Genomic DNA, 16670 nt, shown 5'->3' with positions numbered 1-16670 from the left:
GCAGCCTGCACGAATTGAGTGTGGCGTACAGCGAGTGCCCCGCTGCCCTGGCGCGGTGCCGTCGACTCGGCCTCGGTGGTTGGGCGTACCAGGTCGCCGGCCGCGGCGGCGTGCTGGGCGAGGTGTCAGCGCAGACGGCCGCCGCCGCGCTCGGGTTCCTCGCCGTCGACGCGGTGGCGGACGGTTGGGAAGCCGCCCGCGCGGCCAGCACGCCGGCGGAGGTCGCCGCGATGAGCCTGGCCGAGTGCTGCCGGTGGGGTGTCGAGCGACTCGGCGACTACCCGGACGTGGCACGGCTGACCGAGTTGGCCGACCAGGTGGTGGACAGCGCCGACGCCACCGGCCTGCCGCTGTTCGCCGCCTGGCGGGCGACGCCCTGTCCGGACGACTCCGCTGGCGCACGGGCCGCCGCCGTGGTCCGACTGTTGGTCGAACACCGGGTGGGCGTGCATCTGCTCGCCGTACGGGTGGCGGGGTTGACGCCGTTGGAGGCGATCCTCACCGGACCGGACGGGCCGGACGGCGCGATCGCGGCGGGGTGGGCACCACCGTGGCCGCCGACGGGATCGCTGATCCGCCGCCGGGTGTGGGCGGAACAGATGACGAACCGGCTGGCCGGTCAGGCGTTCACGGTGCTCACCGCCGCGCAGCGCAAGGAACTGGTGACCCTGCTCGACGGAGCCGCCGACCACGTCCGGTGAGCGACGGCGACGGCCGTCTCGGCGCGGCCCGCCGGGGCGTCAGGGCGTGGCGGTACGGGTGGGTCGGGCGCGCAGCTCGGCGACGTAGTCGTCCGGCGCGCCGGCCTTCTCCGCCGCGTTGGCGATTTCCGACAGGTACCAGGCGGTCGGCAGTCCGCCCTCGTAGCCGTCGAAGACGTACACCCAGGCGGTCACCTCGCCGTCCAGGGTGGCCACCCGGACGGTCAACCGGCGGTAGGTGCTGGCGAGGGCACCCTCGACTTCGTCGAGCTGGGCGGCGTCCCAGGGGTGGACGTCGTAGAGTGCGACGAAGACCCGGTCACCGGGCGACTCCACGATGGTGGTCACCGCGCCTTCCCAACCGATCACCCCCTCGCCGGCAAACGTGAGCCGCCAGCCTTCCAGCCAGCCGGTGCCCACCATGGGCGAATGCGGACAGTAAGCACGCATCCGAGCGGGGTCGAGGTTTGAGCCATACGCGGCGTAATGACGCACGGCGATGACGATAGCCCGCCGGAGGGGTGGGGGAGAATACGAGTGAGCGTGTCGCGTGTCAGGCAGTTGGTCGGACGTCGAGCCCGGACGGCCGATCAGGAAGCATAAGTCAGATTTGGGGAGAAAGTCGTTTTGAAGCGGATAGTGATAATCGGCGGCGGCCCGGCCGGCTACGAAGCGGCGCTGGTCGCGGCGCAGTTGCGGGCCGACGTCACGGTGGTGGAGGCCGACGGCGCGGGCGGTGCCTGCGTACTGTCCGACTGCGTCCCGTCGAAGACGTTCATCGCCAGCTCAGAGGTGGTCACCGGCTATCGGGACACCGAGGAGTTCGGGATCCACTCGGACGGACTGGAAGCCGTCACCGTCGACGCGGCGGCGGTGCACGACCGGGTCAAGCGGCTCGCACTGGCTCAGTCGGCCGATGTGCACAACAAACTGGTCAAGGCCGGCGTCACCTTCGTCGCCGGCACAGCGCGGCTCGGTGAGGATACGCTCGGTCACACCCACCGGGTGCTGGTCACCCCGGCCGACGGTGACGCTGAGTACGCGATCGCCGCGTCGACCGTACTGGTCGCCACCGGCGCCACCCCCCGGAAGCTGCCTACCGCCGTACCGGACGGCGAACGGATCCTGACCTGGCGGCAGGTGTACGACCTGCCCGAGCTGCCCGAGCATCTGATCGTGGTCGGCTCCGGCGTGACCGGTGCCGAGTTCGCCAGCGCCTACCTGGCGATGGGCGTACGGGTGACCTTGGTCTCCAGCCGTGACCGGGTGATGCCGCACGAGGACGCCGACGCCGCGATGGCGATCGAGCAGGTGTTCCGGGCTCGGGGGATGACCATCCTCAACAACTCGCGGGCCGACGCGGTCATCCGGGCCGGCGACGCCGTCGAGGTGCGGCTCAGCGACGGCCGTACGGTCACCGGCTCGCACGCGCTGATCGCGGTCGGCTCGGTGCCCAACACCGCCGGCCTCGGTCTGGCCGAGTACGGGGTGACCGTCTCCGACAGCGGCCACGTCCCGGTCGACCGGGTGTCGCGGACCAATGTGCCCGGCATCTACGCCGCCGGCGACTGCACTGGCGTGCTGCCGCTGGCCAGCGTCGCCGCGATGCAGGGCCGGATCGCTATGTGGCACGCGCTCGGCGAGGCGGTGGTGCCGCTGCGGCTGCGGACGGTCGCGGCGAACGTCTTCACCGACCCGGAGCTGGCCACCGTCGGGGTGTCCCAGGACGAGGTCGACGACGGCCGGGTGCAGGCCCGGCAGGTGATGCTGCCGCTGGCCGGCAACGCGCGGGCCAAGATGGCCGACCTGCGCGACGGCTTCGTCAAGCTGTTCTGCCGCCCGGCCAGCGGACAGATCATCGGCGGCGTGGTCGTGGCGCCCAAGGCCAGCGAGTTGATCATGCCGATCACGGTCGCGGTCGAGAACCACATGACGGTGAGTCAGCTAGCTCACACAATCACAATTTATCCTTCTCTGTCCGGATCAATCGCTGAAGCCGCACGTCAGCTGATGTGGAACGACGAAGAGTGACCAACCGAAGACGAATCCGGGGCGGCGGAGAACAGGCAGGACGACGTACCGTTGACGCGGCAACATCCGCTGCCCCCGGATTTCCCCCCGTTCCCGGTGGCCGCGGAGCGCCCGGGCTGCCGGCAGGTCCCGTGCCGGCAGCCCGCCCCCACCCGACATGCTGGTGACTGGGTAGGTGCGCGCCCTGCCTGATGTGACATTCTGATGTGCATGGCGTACGAACCGCGCATGGCTTCCGCGCTGTCCGGCGCCACGGTCGGACAGCTGTCTTACTGGCGACGAGGGCAAGACCAGATCCTGGTCCCCGAGGTGTCGGCCGAGCGACCCATCCTCTATTCGTTCCGCGACATCATCGCCCTGCGCGCCTTCGTCCTGCTGCGAGAGAAGCGACCGCTCCAGACCATCCGGCGGGCGCTGAACAACCTTCGCGAGATCGTCGAGGTCGACCACCTCTCGCGGTACAAGCTCGTCGAGCAGGGTCGACGGAGTATCGCGCTCGTCCAAGAAGACGGTGAAGGGGCGATCGACCTGGTCGACAAGCCGGGACAGCAGTTGACCGTGATCAAGCTTGGCGACGTGCTCCAGTCCTTCCCGCTTGGAGACATGGAGGTCCCCAACCTGACCCGGCCTCGCCAGCGAATCTCCGTGCGGCCGACGGTCCGCGGTGGTCATCCCGTCGTCGCCGGGACCCGGGTCAACTACGAGTTGGTCGCAGGTCTCGTCCGGGACGGCGTACCGCCTGAAGAAGTCAAGGACTTCTATCCCGGCGTCACCGCAGCCGCGGCCCGCGACGCCGCCTCGTTCGCTGACTACGTAGAACGGACCTCCAGGCGGAAATCGGCATAATGCACATACTTCTTGACGAAGATGTCCCTCGTCAGGTCGTCGATGTTCTCAAGCACGTCTTACGGGGTCACGACGTCGACCATGTCCACCTGATCAAGTGGTCCGGCAAGCCCGACGACAAGATCTACCGCGACGCGCGGAGAGCGGGCTACGAGGCGATCGTCACCAACGACGCCGCACAAATGGCCGATCCTGACGAGTGTCGCGAGGTCAAGAAGTCAGGGATCCACCGCATCTCCTACAACCAACGTCATCCTGGCCTGCATGGGCTTGCCATCGCCGTCGGAAGCCTCGTAGCCGCCATGCCGGGCGTGATCGACATCCTGAGCAACGCGGACGGGCAGCGCCTCGTGCACGTCACGGGGATCGACCCCACGAGAAAACGCTACGAGATCATCGATCCGCGCCGAAACCCTCCGCGATACCGGCCGCGCTGAACGCCGTCCGTGGCGTACCGTCGCCAGTAGAGCGTCGGCCAATGCGGACGACGGACCGTCGTCTCTCGCGTGGGAGGGCATGTATGCGCGTCGTTGACCCGGGCCTGCCAGCAACCCTACGGGCTCTGCGTGAGCAAGCTGGACTGTCGCTGCGCGACCTCGCCCGGATGGTGTACTCCAGCCGGTCGCACCTGCACGACATCGAACAGGGTCGGCGGCGACCCCGTCCTGATCTGCTCGCCCGTGTCGACGAGGCCCTTCAGACCGGCGGCACGCTCACGGCGATGATCCACACACCAGCCTCAGTGCTCGACGGTGACCGAGCGGCCCGGATTCACGACGCCCGGCGCACCGGCCGGATCACCGCCGGCGGTATCGCGGCATTCGCCGACCTCCTGGCGGCGCAGCGGCGACTTGACGACGAGGTCGGTTCCGGGGCCGTGCTGCCCGCCGCCGCGATGCAACTCGACATCATCACCGGACTGGTGGCCGACGCGTCCGGCGCCCACCGGCACGCACTGGTCGACGTCGCCGCCCAGTGGGCCCAATTCGTCGGCTGGCTGCATGCGGCGTGTGGCGACGGCGCCCGTGCCGAGCAGACGTGGATGTGCGGCCTGGGGTGGTCGGCGGAGATCGGGGACACCGACCTCGCCGCCACCATCCTCAGCTTCCGTGGCTGGGCTGCCGAACAGGCCGGACAGATCGGGGCGACGATCGCGCTGTCGCAAGCCGCCCAGCACCAGCCCGGTGTACACCCGGGGCAGCTGGCCTACTCGGCCAGTCAGGAGGCGCGAGGGCTGGCGGCCGCTGGGCAACGGCCGGGCGTGGTGCTGGGCGCGCTGGACCGGTCCGCTGAGTACGCGGCTCGGCAAGGCGAGCGTCCGACGCCTGCGTGGAACTACTTTCACACTGGCGAGTTCTTCCTGGTGCAACGCGGGATCGTGTTCTTGCACCTCGCTGACGCGGGTCACGCCGGCTACGCCGATCAGGCCGTCGAGTTGCTGGCTACCGGGTTGGCCCCGGACCGGCGACGGCCGGGCTGGTCCGGCACGCACCTCTGCGATCTGGGCGACGCGCATGCCCATGTCGGCGACCGGCGCGCAGCCGAGGCGGCCTACGCGGAGGCTGCGACGGTGGCGGACGCGACTGGCGATGAACGCTTGGCGGCACGGGCGTCCGCAGGCGTCCGTGCTCTGTCCGCACCGTCCGCGTGACGGACCGGAGGGTAGACCGTCACATCGGGTAGTGCGCATCCTGCTGTCAGGGGCGCTGCGGACCGCGACTCCGTTGGGAGCCGGGCCGCGCAGCGCCCGTACGGCCCGGTCCTGCCCGTACCCGCGTATGCCCTCGCGTGGGATCAGCGGGGCCGGGCCGCCCAGATAAGCGGCGGTCCGGCCGGGTTCCCCCGTGCCCGCGAGCCGGGCCGCCGCCCCGCGACCGTGGAGGAGTGGATCGTGCTCGGGAAGTGGTTTCAGCGCCAGGACGTGGTGATCGACGTGGTCTATCCGGTGCCGGGTCGGCGGCGGTACGCCGAGCGGCCGGTACCGCCGGACCGCCGGCCGGTGACCCGTACGGATCGGGCGCAGCGGCGCGGCGGCAACGCTGGCCGGCACTACCTGCTGCCGTGACCGCGTCGGAGTCGCGCGAACTGGCCAAGCCGCGAGGAACGATCGAGCCGGCGCACGAGCCGCACCGGCCGTCGTGGCGGTGCGCGGTGTGTCCGGGCGGTACGCCGTGGCCGTGTTCACCGGCCCGGGTGCAGCTGGCCGAGGCGTATTCCGGTGATCCGATCGCGCGCGCCGTACCCGTGGCCGGGCTGATGCCGGCGGCTGCGGTGGAGGCCGGCGTCCGCGACCCCGCTGAGTGGTACGAGCGGTTCGTCGCCTGGACCCGGTGCCCGGTGGCGGCACGGTGACCGCGATGGACGACGGCCCGGTGAGCGACCGGGATATCGCTGACGCCGCCGCGACCGTGCTGCGCCAGCACGCCGCCGGTCGGCCCTGCCACCTGGGCTGTGCCGGCGACGAATGCCAACGGCTGGCCTGGGCACACCGACGACGAGCGGCTGCGGCGGTCCGTCGCCAGCGGTCGATCTGAGTCCGTCGCGATCGACCTGATCGACGTCACCGCCCGACGCGTCGGCCCGACGGGTGCTGTGTCGAGCCCTACCGCCGGGGCTGACACCTGGCTCCACAAGATCAATGTGAGCGCCATTGTTGCCATATCGCGGTCTTGACAACCATGGCGCTCACATTGATCTTGCCTGCTGTTGGCTCATTTCGTTCCCGCACGTGTGACGGTGAGCAGCAGCGGCGAGCGGACGCCGACGTTGGCGGCGCGGTCGGCGACGACCTCGGCCAGCCATCCGACCGCGTCGCACGACCACTCGGCAAGTGTGCCGCGTAGCGCCACCGCGTACCCGGGCGGACCGTTCCACAAGCTGTCGTCGAACGGTGGCGGCGGTACGGCGTCCGAGTCGGCGACGTCACCGGCGACATCGCGCGTCGCATCGGCGAACACCTCTTGATCACAGCTGGTGAACTGGTCGACCAGCTGCTCGGCGACCGCCACGACAGACCGGTCCCGGCCGCCGTCGACGCTGACCCGGACCGGTGTGCGGGCGTGCGAATCGGTGTCGGCGTACCACTGGGTGGTGCGGATCGCCGGCACCGGCGCGTACGGCGGCCGTGACGACGGATCCAGCCCGTGCACCGGCAACAGGACCTGAACGGCGGACAACCGCAGCGTGCCCGCTCGCCCGACGGTGTCCCGCGCACACCCCAGGAACGGCCGCACCGGCAACGGCCGATTGTGGGCCACCGCGCTGGCCTCGACCTGAAACCAGGCGACCAGCCCCTTATCGAGTCCGCCCGGGTGGTGCCATCCGGCGTCGTCGACCGCCCACAGCCCCGGTGCGCTGCCCGGCTGGCCGGTCGACCGGTCGTCGAGCCAGCCCATCGCGAGCGAACGGTCGTGGAACAGCGCGTCGGCGTCCTGTTTCGGGGCACGCCACGGATGCGGAGTCAACTCGCCATACAGGGCGGCGAACATGGTGCCAGCGGTCCGGTCTACCGCTGGGCTGATGCCTGGCTGCGCGGTGGCGCCGGGTTCCGACATGCTGGTCCTCCTGGTCGCGTCGGGTCCTCCTGGTCGCGCCGGGCGGGGGAGCCGCCCGCGACTCTCCACCGATGATGCCGATGGGTGCTCATGACCAGTTGTCGTTCTGCCGGGCGACACGCCGACATCCGCCTGGCAGAACGACAACTGATCATGGCCGCCGCGCTGGCGGGCGGGGCAGATGGGGTGACGGCTGTCGATGGATCGCGTTACCCGTACGCAACGAGGCTGACGTACCGTCGAGGATCGCGAAGATGCAGGCTGAGGCGCATCGTGGTGTGATGCAACGGGGGTACGGGACACGCGCAGCGGTGGGCGGCAGCCGCAGGACGAAGGGCGGGGTGGGCGGATGGCCGATCTGTTCGAGGACTATCGCCTGGGCCCCGGCTGGGACGAGATGTTCGGTGAACCGGGCATGCCCCGGCAGACCTACGAGGCGCTGTACGCCACCCTGCAGCCGCTGTCCAGCGTCGAACTCGGCCTGCGGGCCGACGTACTCGCCCGCGCCTTCCTCGACCAGGGCATCACCTTCGCGCTCAAGGGCGTCGAGCGGCCGTTCCCGCTGGACATCGTGCCCCGGATCATCGCCGCCGACCAGTGGCGCACCGTCTCGGCCGGGGTGGCCCAACGGGTGCGGGCGCTGGAGGCGTTCCTGGCCGACATCTACGGTCCGGCGCGGGTGTTCGTCGACGGCGTGGTGCCGCGCCGGCTGGTGGTGACCAGCGCCCACTTCCACCGGGAGGCGGTCGGCATCACCCCGCACAACGGGGTCCGGATCCACGTCGCCGGAGTCGATCTGATCCGCGACGAACAGGGCGACTTCCGGGTCCTGGAGGACAACGTACGGGTGCCGTCCGGGGTCAGTTACGTGATGGAGAACCGGCGGGCGATGGCGCACGTACTGCCGGAGGTTTTCGCCTCGACCCGGATCCAGCCGGTGGAGTCCTACCCGGCGCAACTGCTGCGGGCGTTGCGGGCCGCCGCCCCGGCCGGCGTCACCGATCCGACCGTCGTCGTGCTGACCCCCGGGGTGCACAACTCGGCGTACTTCGAACACGCGCTGCTGGCCCGGGAGATGGGCGTCGAACTCGTCGAGGGACGTGACCTGGTCTGCGTCGGCAACGAGGTCGCGATGCGCACCACCGGCGGTGAGCGGCGGGTGGACGTCATCTACCGGCGGATCGACGACGATTTCCTGGATCCGGTGCACTTTCGGGCCAACTCGATGATCGGGGTGGCGGGGCTGCTCAACGCGGCCCGCGCCGGCCGGGTGACGATCGCCAACGCGGTCGGCAACGGGGTCGCCGACGACAAGCTGCTCTACACGTACGTGCCGGAGCTGATCCGCTACTACCTCGGCGAGGATCCGATCCTGCCGAACGTCGAGACGTACCGCCTGGATGACGGCCCGGATGTGCTCGATCATGTGCTGGACCGGCTGGACCAGCTGGTGCTCAAACCGGTTGACGGCTCCGGTGGCTCCGGCATCGTGATCGGCTCGCAGGCCAGCGACGAGGAGTTGGCCACCGTGCGCGAGGCGATCCTGGCCGACCCGCGCGGCTGGATCGCCCAGCGGGAGGTGGCGCTGTCGATGGTGCCGACCCTGGTCGGCAACCGGCTGCGCGCCCGGCACGTGGATCTGCGGCCGTTCGCCGTCAACGACGGCGACCGGGTCTGGGTGCTGCCCGGCGGGCTGACCCGGGTGGCGTTGCCGGAAGGCGCGCTGGTGGTCAACTCCAGCCAGGGCGGCGGCTCCAAGGACACCTGGGTGCTGGCGTCGCCGCAGGCCACCCCGCACCCGGACGACGCGCCGGTGCTGGCCGAGCTTGCCCCGCCCGGCGGTGATCCGGGCGGGACGGCCGCGCCGAGCCCGGACCCCGGCCCCGGCGCCGGCGCCGCCGAGACCTCCGCCCAGCAGCAACAACAGCAACAGCAACAAGAGCAACAACAGCAACAGCAACGGGTACGCGGGGAGGGCGGCGAATGCTGAGCCGGATCGCCGAGTCGCTCTACTGGATCGGCCGCTACGTCGAACGGGCCGAGGACACCGCCCGAATCCTCGACGTCCACCTGCACCGGATCATCTCCGATCCGTGGGTCGCCGAGGAGACCGCCTGCCGCTCACTGCTCGGCGTCATGGGCGTCGCCGTCGACGACCAGCCGTGCTCCTCGTCGCGAGTGGTCGGACTACTCGGCCTCGACGAACACAACCCGAGCTCGGTGGTCGGCTCCCTGGCCGCCGCCCGGGAGAACGCCCGTGGTGCCCGGGAAACGATCTCCTCCGAGATGTGGGAATGCCTCAACGCCACCTGGCACGGCCTGCCGGACGCCCGGCGCCGCGTCGAGCAGCAGGGCGTGCACGCCTTCTTCCGCTGGGTACGGGAACGCTGCGCGCTGATGGCCGGGCTGACCGACGCCACCATGAGCCGCGACGAAGGCTGGCTGTTCCTGGTCCTCGGCCGCAGCATCGAACGGGTCGACATGACCGCCCGGCTGCTGTCCACCCACGTCCGAGCTGGCGGCAGCATCCCGTCCTGGTTGACCCTGTTGCGCTCCTGCGGCGCGTGGGAAACGTTCCTGCGGACCTACCGGGGCGCGCTCGACGACCAGCACGCCGCCGAGTTCCTGCTGCTGGACCGGCTCTTCCCGCGGTCGGCGTTCGCCGCGCTCAGCCGCGCCGAGTCCTGCCTGACCGAGCTGGAACCGGCCGCCGGCGGACCGACCGGCCGTACCGGGGTGGTCACCGACGCGCAGCGCATCGTCGGGCGGGCCCGGACCAACCTGGAGTTCCGGGGCGCCGACGAACTGCTCGCCGACCTGGCCGCCGTACTGCAGAGCCTGGAACGAACCTGTTCGCACGTCAACGACGCGGTGTCCCGGCGCTACTTCCGCCAGACGTCGGCGGTCGCCTGGCTCCCGGAGGCAGTGGCATGAGTGTGCGGAGTTGGCGACTCAAGGTGGAACACCGCACCGGGTTCAGCTACGCGGGCAAGGTCGGGTCGTCGTTCAACGAGGCCCGGATGTCGCCGCGCAACGAACCCCGGCAGGCGGTGCTGGAGGCACGGATCGAGGTGTTCCCGCCGGCCCGCACCTACCGGTACGAGGACTACTGGGGCACCGTCGTCACCGCCTTCGACGTGCAGACCCCGCACGAGACGTTGGAGGTCACCGCGACGTCCACAGTGGAGACACTGCCGCCGGGGGACCTGCTGGACACCGACGGCGGCGCGGACTGGAACCGGCTGGCCGAGCCGGACCAGGTCGACCGGTGGCACGAGTTCCTACTGCCCACCAAACGGACCGCGCTCGACGACGAACTGACCGAACTGGCCGAGGCGACCCGCGCCGACGCCACCACCCCGCACGCGGCCGCCCTGGCGATCTGCGAACGGGTCCGCGAGGAGGTCGCCTACACGACCGGGTCGACCGGCGTACAGACCGACGCGGTGCACGCCTGGCGGCAACGCAAAGGGGTCTGCCAGGACATCAGCCACCTGGCGGTGGGTCTGCTGCGGGTGATTGGCATCCCCGCCCGCTACGTCTCCGGATACCTGCATCCCAGCCGGGACGCGGAGATCGACGACCGGGTCGTCGGGCAGAGCCACGCCTGGGTGGAGTGGTGGGCCGGCCGGTGGACGGCGTTCGACCCGACCAACGGGATCCCGGTCGGTGAACGGCACGTCGTCGTCGGCCGGGGCCGGGAGTACGGCGACGTGCCACCGCTGAAGGGCGTGTACGCCGGGCCGGCGAACACCGGTCAGGGCGTCGAGGTGGCGATCACCCGACTGCGGTGAGCGCGGGCGGCCGGCTGCCCCGACCGCATCCGGGCCGCCTCGGCCACGCAGTCCGTGGCCCGGTCCCGCACGAACGACAGCAGGAAGCACAGCTGCTCGTCGGTGCACTGCGCCGCCGCCCGCTCAAGGTCGGCGGTGATGGTGTAGTAGGCCGGTCCGACCTCGGCGACCGCCTTGGCGGTCAACTCGATCAGCACCCGCCGCCGGTCGGTCAGGTCGGCCGAACGGCGGACGTAGCCCCGCTCGGCCAGCCGGTCGACCATCCGGGTCACCGCCCCGGTGGTCAGCCCGAGCTGGCCGGCCAGATCACCGGCGGTCGGCCGGGGCGTGCTGCTGAGCACCGCCAGGCACGCCAGGTCGGTCGCGTGCAGGCCGAGCCGTTCCCCGATGGCCGCCTGCAGGCGGTACGCCTGCTGCGCGTAGTCCCACAACACCTGCCCAAGTTCGGCGACGGTCTGCTCACGATCGGGCGCCACTGCGACTCCATCCGTTCGCCACCGGTCCGCGCCGGCGTCCTGAGTGCCGGTTGTTCCGGCACTCAGGACGAGGCCGGTTGTTCCGGCGCTCAAGATAGTGCGGTCACCAACTGCCCGCCACCGGCATGCCTTCGGTGTAGCCGGCGGTGCTCTGCACCCCGATCACCGCCCGATCATGAAATTCGGCGAGCGTCGCCGCCCCCAGATACGTGCACGCGCTACGTACCCCGGCCACGATATCGTCGATCAGGTCCTCGACGCCGGGGCGGGCCGGGTCGAGCAGCATCCGCGCCGACGAGATCCCTTCCTCGAAGACGGCCTTACGGGCCCGGTCGAACGGGCTGTCGTCGGCGGTACGGGCACTGACCGCGCGGGCCGACGCCATGCCGAAGCTCTCCTTGTAGCGGCGGCCGTCGGCGTCGGTGTAGATGTCGCCGGGGGATTCGTAGGTGCCGGCGAACCAGGAACCGATCATCACGTTGGCGGCCCCGGCGGCCAGCGCGAGGGCCACGTCGCGGGGGTGGCGTACCCCGCCGTCGGCCCAGACGTGCCGGCCGCGCCGACGGGCCGCCGTGGCACAGTCCAGCACGGCGGTGAACTGTGGCCGGCCGACGCCGGTCATCATCCGGGTGGTGCACATCGCACCAGGTCCGACGCCGACCTTGACGATGTCGGCTCCGGCGTCGATCAGGTCGTCGACCCCGTCGGCGGTGACCACGTTGCCGGCCGCCACCGGTACGGGCGGATCCAGTGCCCGTACGGTGCGCAGCGCGGCGAGCATCCGTTCCTGGTGGCCGTGGGCGGTGTCGACGACGAGGGTGTCCACCCCGGCGTCGATCAACGCGGCCGCCTTACCGGCGACGTCCCCGTTGATCCCGACGGCGGCGGCGACCCGCAGCCGGCCCCGGTCGTCGAGAGCCGGTCGGTAGAGCGTGGCCCGCAGCGCACCGGCCCGGGTGAGCACCCCGACCAGCTGTCCGTCGTCATCGACCACCGGGGCGACCCGGCGGCGTCCCCGGGCCAGCAGATCGAACCCGGTACGCGGATCGGCGCTGGCCGGCACGGTCAGCAGCCCGGTCGACATCACCTCGTGCAGTTGGGCGAAGCGGTCCACACCGGTGCAGTCGGTCTCGGTGACGATGCCGACCGGCCGGCCGTCGTCGACCACGATCACCGCCCGGTGGGACCGTTTCGGCAGCAGATGGATGGCGTCCCCGACGGTGTCGGTGGGGGCCAGCGACAGCGCGGTGTCGTGCACCAGGTGCCGCTGCTTGACCCAGGCGATCACCTCGGCGACGACGTCGATCGGGATATCCTGTGGGATCACGGTGAGCCCGCCCCGGCGGGCGACCGTTTCGGCCATCCGCCGCCCGGCGACCGCCGTCATGTTGGCCACGATCAGCGGGATCGTGGTGCCGGTGCCGTCGGAGCTGGCCAGGTCGACGTCGAGCCGGGACGCGACAGCCGACCGGCTGGGCACCAGGAAGACGTCGTTGTAGGTCAGGTCGTGCGCGGGTGGCCCGCCGGAGATGAACCGCACCCGATCATCATGCCCGGCCGGTGTGACCGGCAATCCCCGGTCAGCTGATCACGCAGATCGGTGCGCCGGCGCTGACCACTGCGCCGACTTCGGCGGCGAGACCGCTGACCGTACCGGACTTGTGGGCGTTGATCGGCTGTTCCATCTTCATCGCCTCCAGCACCACGATCGGGTCGCCCTCGGCAACCTGGTCGCCGTCGGCGGCGGCGATCTTGACGATGGTGCCCTGCATCGGCGAGGTCAGCGTGTCGCCGCCGACAGCGGCCGCCGGGGTCGCGGCGGACCGACGGCGGGCCGGCTTACGGGCCGCCGGTGACGCTGCGGCCGTACCGCCGCCGACGCCGGCGGGGAGGCTGACCTCGACGCGCTTGCCGCCCACCTCGACCACGATGGTCTCGCGGTCCTCGGGCGCGTCGGGTGCCGCCGCCGGTGCGCTGAACGCCGGTATGGTGTTGTCGAACTCGGTCTCGATCCATCGGGTGTGGACGGTGAACGGTTCGCCGGTGAACGCCGGGTCGCGGACCACCAGCCGGTGGAACGGCAGGACCGTGGCCAGCCCGTCGACCACCATCTCGTCCAGCGCCCGCCGGGCGCGTTCCAACGCCTCGGTACGGGTCTCGCCGGTGACGATCACCTTGGCCAGCAACGAGTCGAAGTTGCCGCCGACCACGTCACCGGCGGAGATCCCGGCGTCCACCCGTACGCCTGGGCCGGCCGGCAGCCGCAGCGCGGTGACCGTCCCCGGCGCGGGCAGGAAACCCCGACCGGGGTCTTCGCCGTTGATCCGGAACTCGATCGAGTGTCCGCGCGGCGTGGGATCCTCGGCGAACCGCAGCCGCTCACCGGCGGCGATCCGGAACTGCTCACGGACCAGGTCGATGCCGGACGTTTCCTCGGTGACCGGGTGTTCGACCTGCAGCCGGGTGTTGACCTCCAGGAACGAGATGGTGCCGTCCGTACCGACCAGGTATTCGACCGTGCCGGCACCGTGATAGCCGGCGGCCCGGCAGATGGCCTTGGCGGAATCGTGGATGGTGGCCCGCTGGGCGTCGGTGAGGAACGGCGCCGGTGCCTCCTCGACCAGCTTCTGGTGGCGGCGTTGCAGCGAACAGTCCCGGGTGCCGACGACGATCACGGTGCCGTGCTGATCGGCCAGGATCTGCGCCTCGACGTGCCGGGGCCGGTCGAGGTAGCGCTCCACGAAGCATTCGCCCCGGCCGAACGCGGCGACCGCCTCGCGGGTGGCCGAGTCGAACAGGTCGGGAATCGCGTCGAGGCTGCGGGCGACCTTGAGGCCGCGGCCGCCGCCGCCGAACGCCGCCTTGATCGCGACCGGCAGGCCGTACTGTTCGGCGAAGGCGATCACCTCGTCCGGTCCGGCGACCGGATCGGCGGTGCCCGGCACCAGCGGCGCGCCGGCCTGCTGGGCGATGTGCCGGGCGGTGACCTTGTCGCCGAGGTCCCGGATGGCCTGCGGGGTCGGCCCGATCCAGGCCAGCCCGGCGTCGATGACGGCGGCGGCGAACTCGGCGTTCTCGGAGAGGAACCCGTAGCCGGGGTGGACGGCGTCGGCACCGGCTCGGGCAGCGACGTCGAGCAGCTTGTCGATCCGCAGGTAGGTGTCGGCAGCGGTCTGCCCACCGAGGGCGTACGCCTCGTCGGCGAGGGTGACGTGCGGTGCGTCGCGGTCGGCGTCGGCGTAGACCGCGACGCTGCCCAGCCCGGCGTCCCGGCAGGCGCGGATCACCCGGACCGCGATCTCGCCCCGGTTGGCGATGAGAACCTTCTGCACGCCCGCACTCCCTCTGCTCACGTTCGCCGATTGTCGCTGCGGCGATCCCGCCGAGCCTATCGACATCCGCCACCGACCTCGACGGTCGCGCAGCACGCCGTTTCGACCGTCGCGTACCCCGGCGATGGTGTCCTGGTCACTAGGCTGCCGGTGTGTCTGCCACCCGGATGATGATTCTCGGCCTGGTCAAGTGGATGCAACCGGTGCACGGCTACGACGTGCGGCGGGAGCTGCTGAGCTGGGGCGCCGACGCCTGGGCGAATATCCAACCTGGATCGATCTATCACGCGTTGCGGACGCTGGCGCAGGACGGGCTGCTCCGTACGGTGGGCACCGCCCAGGTCGGGGCCCGGCCGGCGCGGACCAGTTACGAGATCACTCCGACCGGGATCGACGAGTTCGAGACCCTGTTGCGCCAGCACTGGCGGGACTGCCGGCCGCCGGTCGATCCGTTCCTCAGCGCGTTCGCGTTCCTGCCGGCGATGCCCCGGGCGGAGGCGGTCAGCGCGCTGCGCGGCCGGGCGGCGGCGCTGCGGGGCGGCAACGTCGCGGCCCGGGCCGAGCTCACCACAGGTTGGGCGCGCCACAAGCCGGCGCACGTCGGCTGGATGCTGGAGTTGACCATCGCCCGCGCCGAAGGGGAGGTGGCCTGGTGTGAACGGGTGGCCGACCTGATCGAGTCCGGCGTGCCTTACCAGCCCGGTTCGGCGGTGGACAAATCGGCTGACGAGAGCTGGTCGGGCTGGCAGGCTGATCTCGATCGGGACGAACGGGACCGGGGTGAGCGGGATCGGGCCGGCGATAATCAAGATTGACTAATCGACGTCGGCGGGGATAGCGTGCCACGCAGCGTGGGAAAGGCGGCACGGTGAGCCCTGCCCACGGGGGACACGGCCGGTTGCCTTCCGGCCCGGTAAGCACGGCCGGTGGGCAACCGGCCCGGTAAGCCAGGAGCACACCGGCATGATCGAGACCAAAGGGCTGCGCAAGTCCTTCCGTTCCCGGCAGGGACGCGAATCCAAGACCGTCGACGCGGTCCGAGGCGTCGACATGGTCGTCGAAGAAGGCGAGATCTTCGGCTTCCTCGGCCCCAACGGCGCCGGCAAGACGACCACCCTGCGGATGCTCGCCACCCTCATCGAACCCGACGGCGGGGAAGCCGTCATCGCCGGCGCCGACCTGATGAAAAACCCCGGCGAGGTACGCCGGCGGATCGGCTACGTGGCCCAGGGCGGCAGCACCTGGGACGAGGTCACCGGCCGCGAGGAACTCGTCATGCACGCCCGGATGTACGGCATTGGCAAGGCCGAGGCGCAGCAGCGGGCCACCCGCGCGCTGGACGCCTTCCAGCTCACCGAGTACGCCGACCGCAAGTGCAAGACCTACTCCGGTGGGCAGCGTCGCCGGGTGGAGATCGCACTGGGCATCATCCATGAGCCCCGCGTCGTCTTCCTCGACGAACCGACCACCGGCCTGGACCCACAGAGCCGGGCCCACATGTGGGACGAGATCCGCCGGCTGCGCGCCGAAGGCATGACCGTCTTCATCACCACCCACTACCTCGACGAGGCCGATGCGCTCTGCGACCGGATCGCGATCATGGACAACGGCCAGATCGTCACCGAAGGCACCCCGGCCGCCCTGAAGCGGGAGATCGCCGGGGAGGTCGTCTCGGTCGGCCTGCGAGCCGGCGAGGCACCCACCGCCGCGCAACTGCTCGACTCCCAGCCGTACGTCAGCAAGCTGGAAACCCCCGACGACGGGGGCCTGCGGCTGTTCGTCGACGACGGAGCGACCGCGATCCCGCAGATCCTGCGTACCCTCGACGGCGCCGGTCTCGAACTCGGCTCGATCGAACTGCACCGGCCCAGCCTCGACGACGTCTTCCTCACCAAGACCGGCCGTTCGCTGCGCGAGTCCTGACCCGGTCCGCCGT

At 70.9% G+C, this 16670-nt stretch carries 18 protein-coding genes; 13 read left to right on the top strand and 5 right to left on the bottom strand.

The window, feature by feature from the left end; genetic code table 11:
• The first annotated feature begins 20 nt into the window (after positions 1 to 20).
• Positions 21 to 701: a hypothetical protein gene (locus tag O7632_RS27890; protein WP_347403648.1), complete on the top strand. Its 681-nt coding sequence runs from the start codon at positions 21 to 23 to the stop codon at positions 699 to 701.
• Positions 702 to 740: 39 nt separating this feature from the next.
• On the opposite strand, the gene O7632_RS27885 is transcribed toward O7632_RS27890, so the two are convergent.
• Entirely contained in the window at positions 741 to 1196 is a 456-nt protein-coding gene (locus O7632_RS27885) for a gamma-glutamylcyclotransferase family protein (RefSeq protein ID WP_278118597.1), read from the bottom strand.
• A 132-nt stretch (positions 1197 to 1328) separates the two neighbouring features.
• Between O7632_RS27885 and O7632_RS27880 the strand changes: the two genes are divergently transcribed.
• The 7 genes from O7632_RS27880 to O7632_RS27850 all read left to right on the top strand — a co-directional run bounded on the left by O7632_RS27880 (position 1329) and on the right by O7632_RS27850 (position 6112).
• Complete coding sequence (locus tag O7632_RS27880) at positions 1329 to 2732, top strand: NAD(P)H-quinone dehydrogenase (protein ID WP_278118594.1); 1404 nt, start codon at positions 1329 to 1331, stop codon at positions 2730 to 2732.
• A 210-nt stretch (positions 2733 to 2942) separates the two neighbouring features.
• Positions 2943 to 3578, top strand: coding sequence for a DUF433 domain-containing protein (locus O7632_RS27875; RefSeq protein WP_278118592.1), 636 nt, complete (start codon positions 2943 to 2945; stop codon positions 3576 to 3578).
• Complete coding sequence (locus O7632_RS27870) at positions 3578 to 4015, top strand: DUF5615 family PIN-like protein (protein WP_278118590.1); 438 nt, start codon at positions 3578 to 3580, stop codon at positions 4013 to 4015. Before O7632_RS27875 ends, O7632_RS27870 begins: the two co-directional genes overlap by 1 nt.
• Before the next feature lie 83 nt (positions 4016 to 4098).
• Entirely contained in the window at positions 4099 to 5229 is a 1131-nt protein-coding gene (locus O7632_RS27865) for a helix-turn-helix transcriptional regulator (protein WP_278118589.1), read from the top strand.
• A gap of 240 nt (positions 5230 to 5469) precedes the next feature.
• Positions 5470 to 5643, top strand: coding sequence for a hypothetical protein (locus tag O7632_RS27860; protein WP_278118587.1), 174 nt, complete (start codon positions 5470 to 5472; stop codon positions 5641 to 5643).
• The gene (locus O7632_RS27855; RefSeq protein WP_278118585.1) at positions 5640 to 5930 is read left to right on the top strand and encodes a flavin reductase; all 291 of its coding nucleotides are present in this window, start codon (positions 5640 to 5642) and stop codon (positions 5928 to 5930) included. Before O7632_RS27860 ends, O7632_RS27855 begins: the two co-directional genes overlap by 4 nt.
• Before the next feature lie 5 nt (positions 5931 to 5935).
• On the top strand, positions 5936 to 6112 hold the full coding sequence (locus O7632_RS27850) for a hypothetical protein (RefSeq protein ID WP_278118584.1): 177 nt from the start codon (positions 5936 to 5938) through the stop codon (positions 6110 to 6112).
• Between the two features lie 177 nt (positions 6113 to 6289).
• Here the strand turns inward: O7632_RS27850 and O7632_RS27845 are convergent, their stop codons facing one another.
• The gene (locus tag O7632_RS27845; protein ID WP_278118582.1) at positions 6290 to 7132 is read right to left on the bottom strand and encodes a hypothetical protein; all 843 of its coding nucleotides are present in this window, start codon (positions 7130 to 7132) and stop codon (positions 6290 to 6292) included.
• Between the two features lie 349 nt (positions 7133 to 7481).
• Here O7632_RS27845 and O7632_RS27840 point away from each other — a divergent pair, with 349 nt between their 5' ends.
• The 3 genes from O7632_RS27840 to O7632_RS27830 are packed head-to-tail and all read left to right on the top strand — an operon-like array spanning position 7482 to position 10926.
• Positions 7482 to 9122: a circularly permuted type 2 ATP-grasp protein gene (locus O7632_RS27840; protein WP_278118581.1), complete on the top strand. Its 1641-nt coding sequence runs from the start codon at positions 7482 to 7484 to the stop codon at positions 9120 to 9122.
• A complete protein-coding gene (locus tag O7632_RS27835; RefSeq protein ID WP_278118579.1) occupies positions 9116 to 10066 on the top strand; it encodes an alpha-E domain-containing protein in 951 nt (316 codons plus the stop codon). Before O7632_RS27840 ends, O7632_RS27835 begins: the two co-directional genes overlap by 7 nt.
• Positions 10063 to 10926: a transglutaminase family protein gene (locus tag O7632_RS27830; RefSeq protein ID WP_278118577.1), complete on the top strand. Its 864-nt coding sequence runs from the start codon at positions 10063 to 10065 to the stop codon at positions 10924 to 10926. The genes O7632_RS27835 and O7632_RS27830 overlap by 4 nt, the downstream gene beginning before the upstream one ends.
• On the opposite strand, the gene O7632_RS27825 is transcribed toward O7632_RS27830, so the two are convergent.
• The 3 genes from O7632_RS27825 to O7632_RS27815 all read right to left on the bottom strand — a co-directional run bounded on the left by O7632_RS27825 (position 10890) and on the right by O7632_RS27815 (position 14734).
• The gene (locus O7632_RS27825; RefSeq protein WP_278118575.1) at positions 10890 to 11402 is read right to left on the bottom strand and encodes a MarR family transcriptional regulator; all 513 of its coding nucleotides are present in this window, start codon (positions 11400 to 11402) and stop codon (positions 10890 to 10892) included. The genes O7632_RS27830 and O7632_RS27825 overlap by 37 nt on opposite strands.
• Before the next feature lie 103 nt (positions 11403 to 11505).
• A complete protein-coding gene (locus O7632_RS27820) occupies positions 11506 to 12942 on the bottom strand; it encodes a GuaB1 family IMP dehydrogenase-related protein (RefSeq protein ID WP_278118574.1) in 1437 nt (478 codons plus the stop codon).
• A gap of 40 nt (positions 12943 to 12982) precedes the next feature.
• Complete coding sequence (locus O7632_RS27815; protein WP_278118572.1) at positions 12983 to 14734, bottom strand: biotin carboxylase N-terminal domain-containing protein; 1752 nt, start codon at positions 14732 to 14734, stop codon at positions 12983 to 12985.
• A gap of 152 nt (positions 14735 to 14886) precedes the next feature.
• Here O7632_RS27815 and O7632_RS27810 point away from each other — a divergent pair, with 152 nt between their 5' ends.
• Together O7632_RS27810 and O7632_RS27805 are read left to right on the top strand one after the other, a co-directional pair.
• Positions 14887 to 15549 (top strand): PadR family transcriptional regulator, encoded by a 663-nt coding sequence (locus O7632_RS27810; RefSeq protein WP_278118570.1) that lies wholly within the window; start codon positions 14887 to 14889, stop codon positions 15547 to 15549.
• A gap of 148 nt (positions 15550 to 15697) precedes the next feature.
• On the top strand, positions 15698 to 16657 hold the full coding sequence (locus O7632_RS27805) for an ATP-binding cassette domain-containing protein (protein ID WP_278118568.1): 960 nt from the start codon (positions 15698 to 15700) through the stop codon (positions 16655 to 16657).
• Positions 16658 to 16670: the final 13 nt, after the last annotated feature.

This window comes from Solwaraspora sp. WMMD406 (assembly GCF_029626025.1).
Lineage (GTDB): Bacteria > Actinomycetota > Actinomycetes > Mycobacteriales > Micromonosporaceae > Micromonospora_E.
The sequence above is the reverse complement of the archived record's forward strand: the minus strand, read 5'-3'. Positions and strand labels throughout refer to the sequence as shown.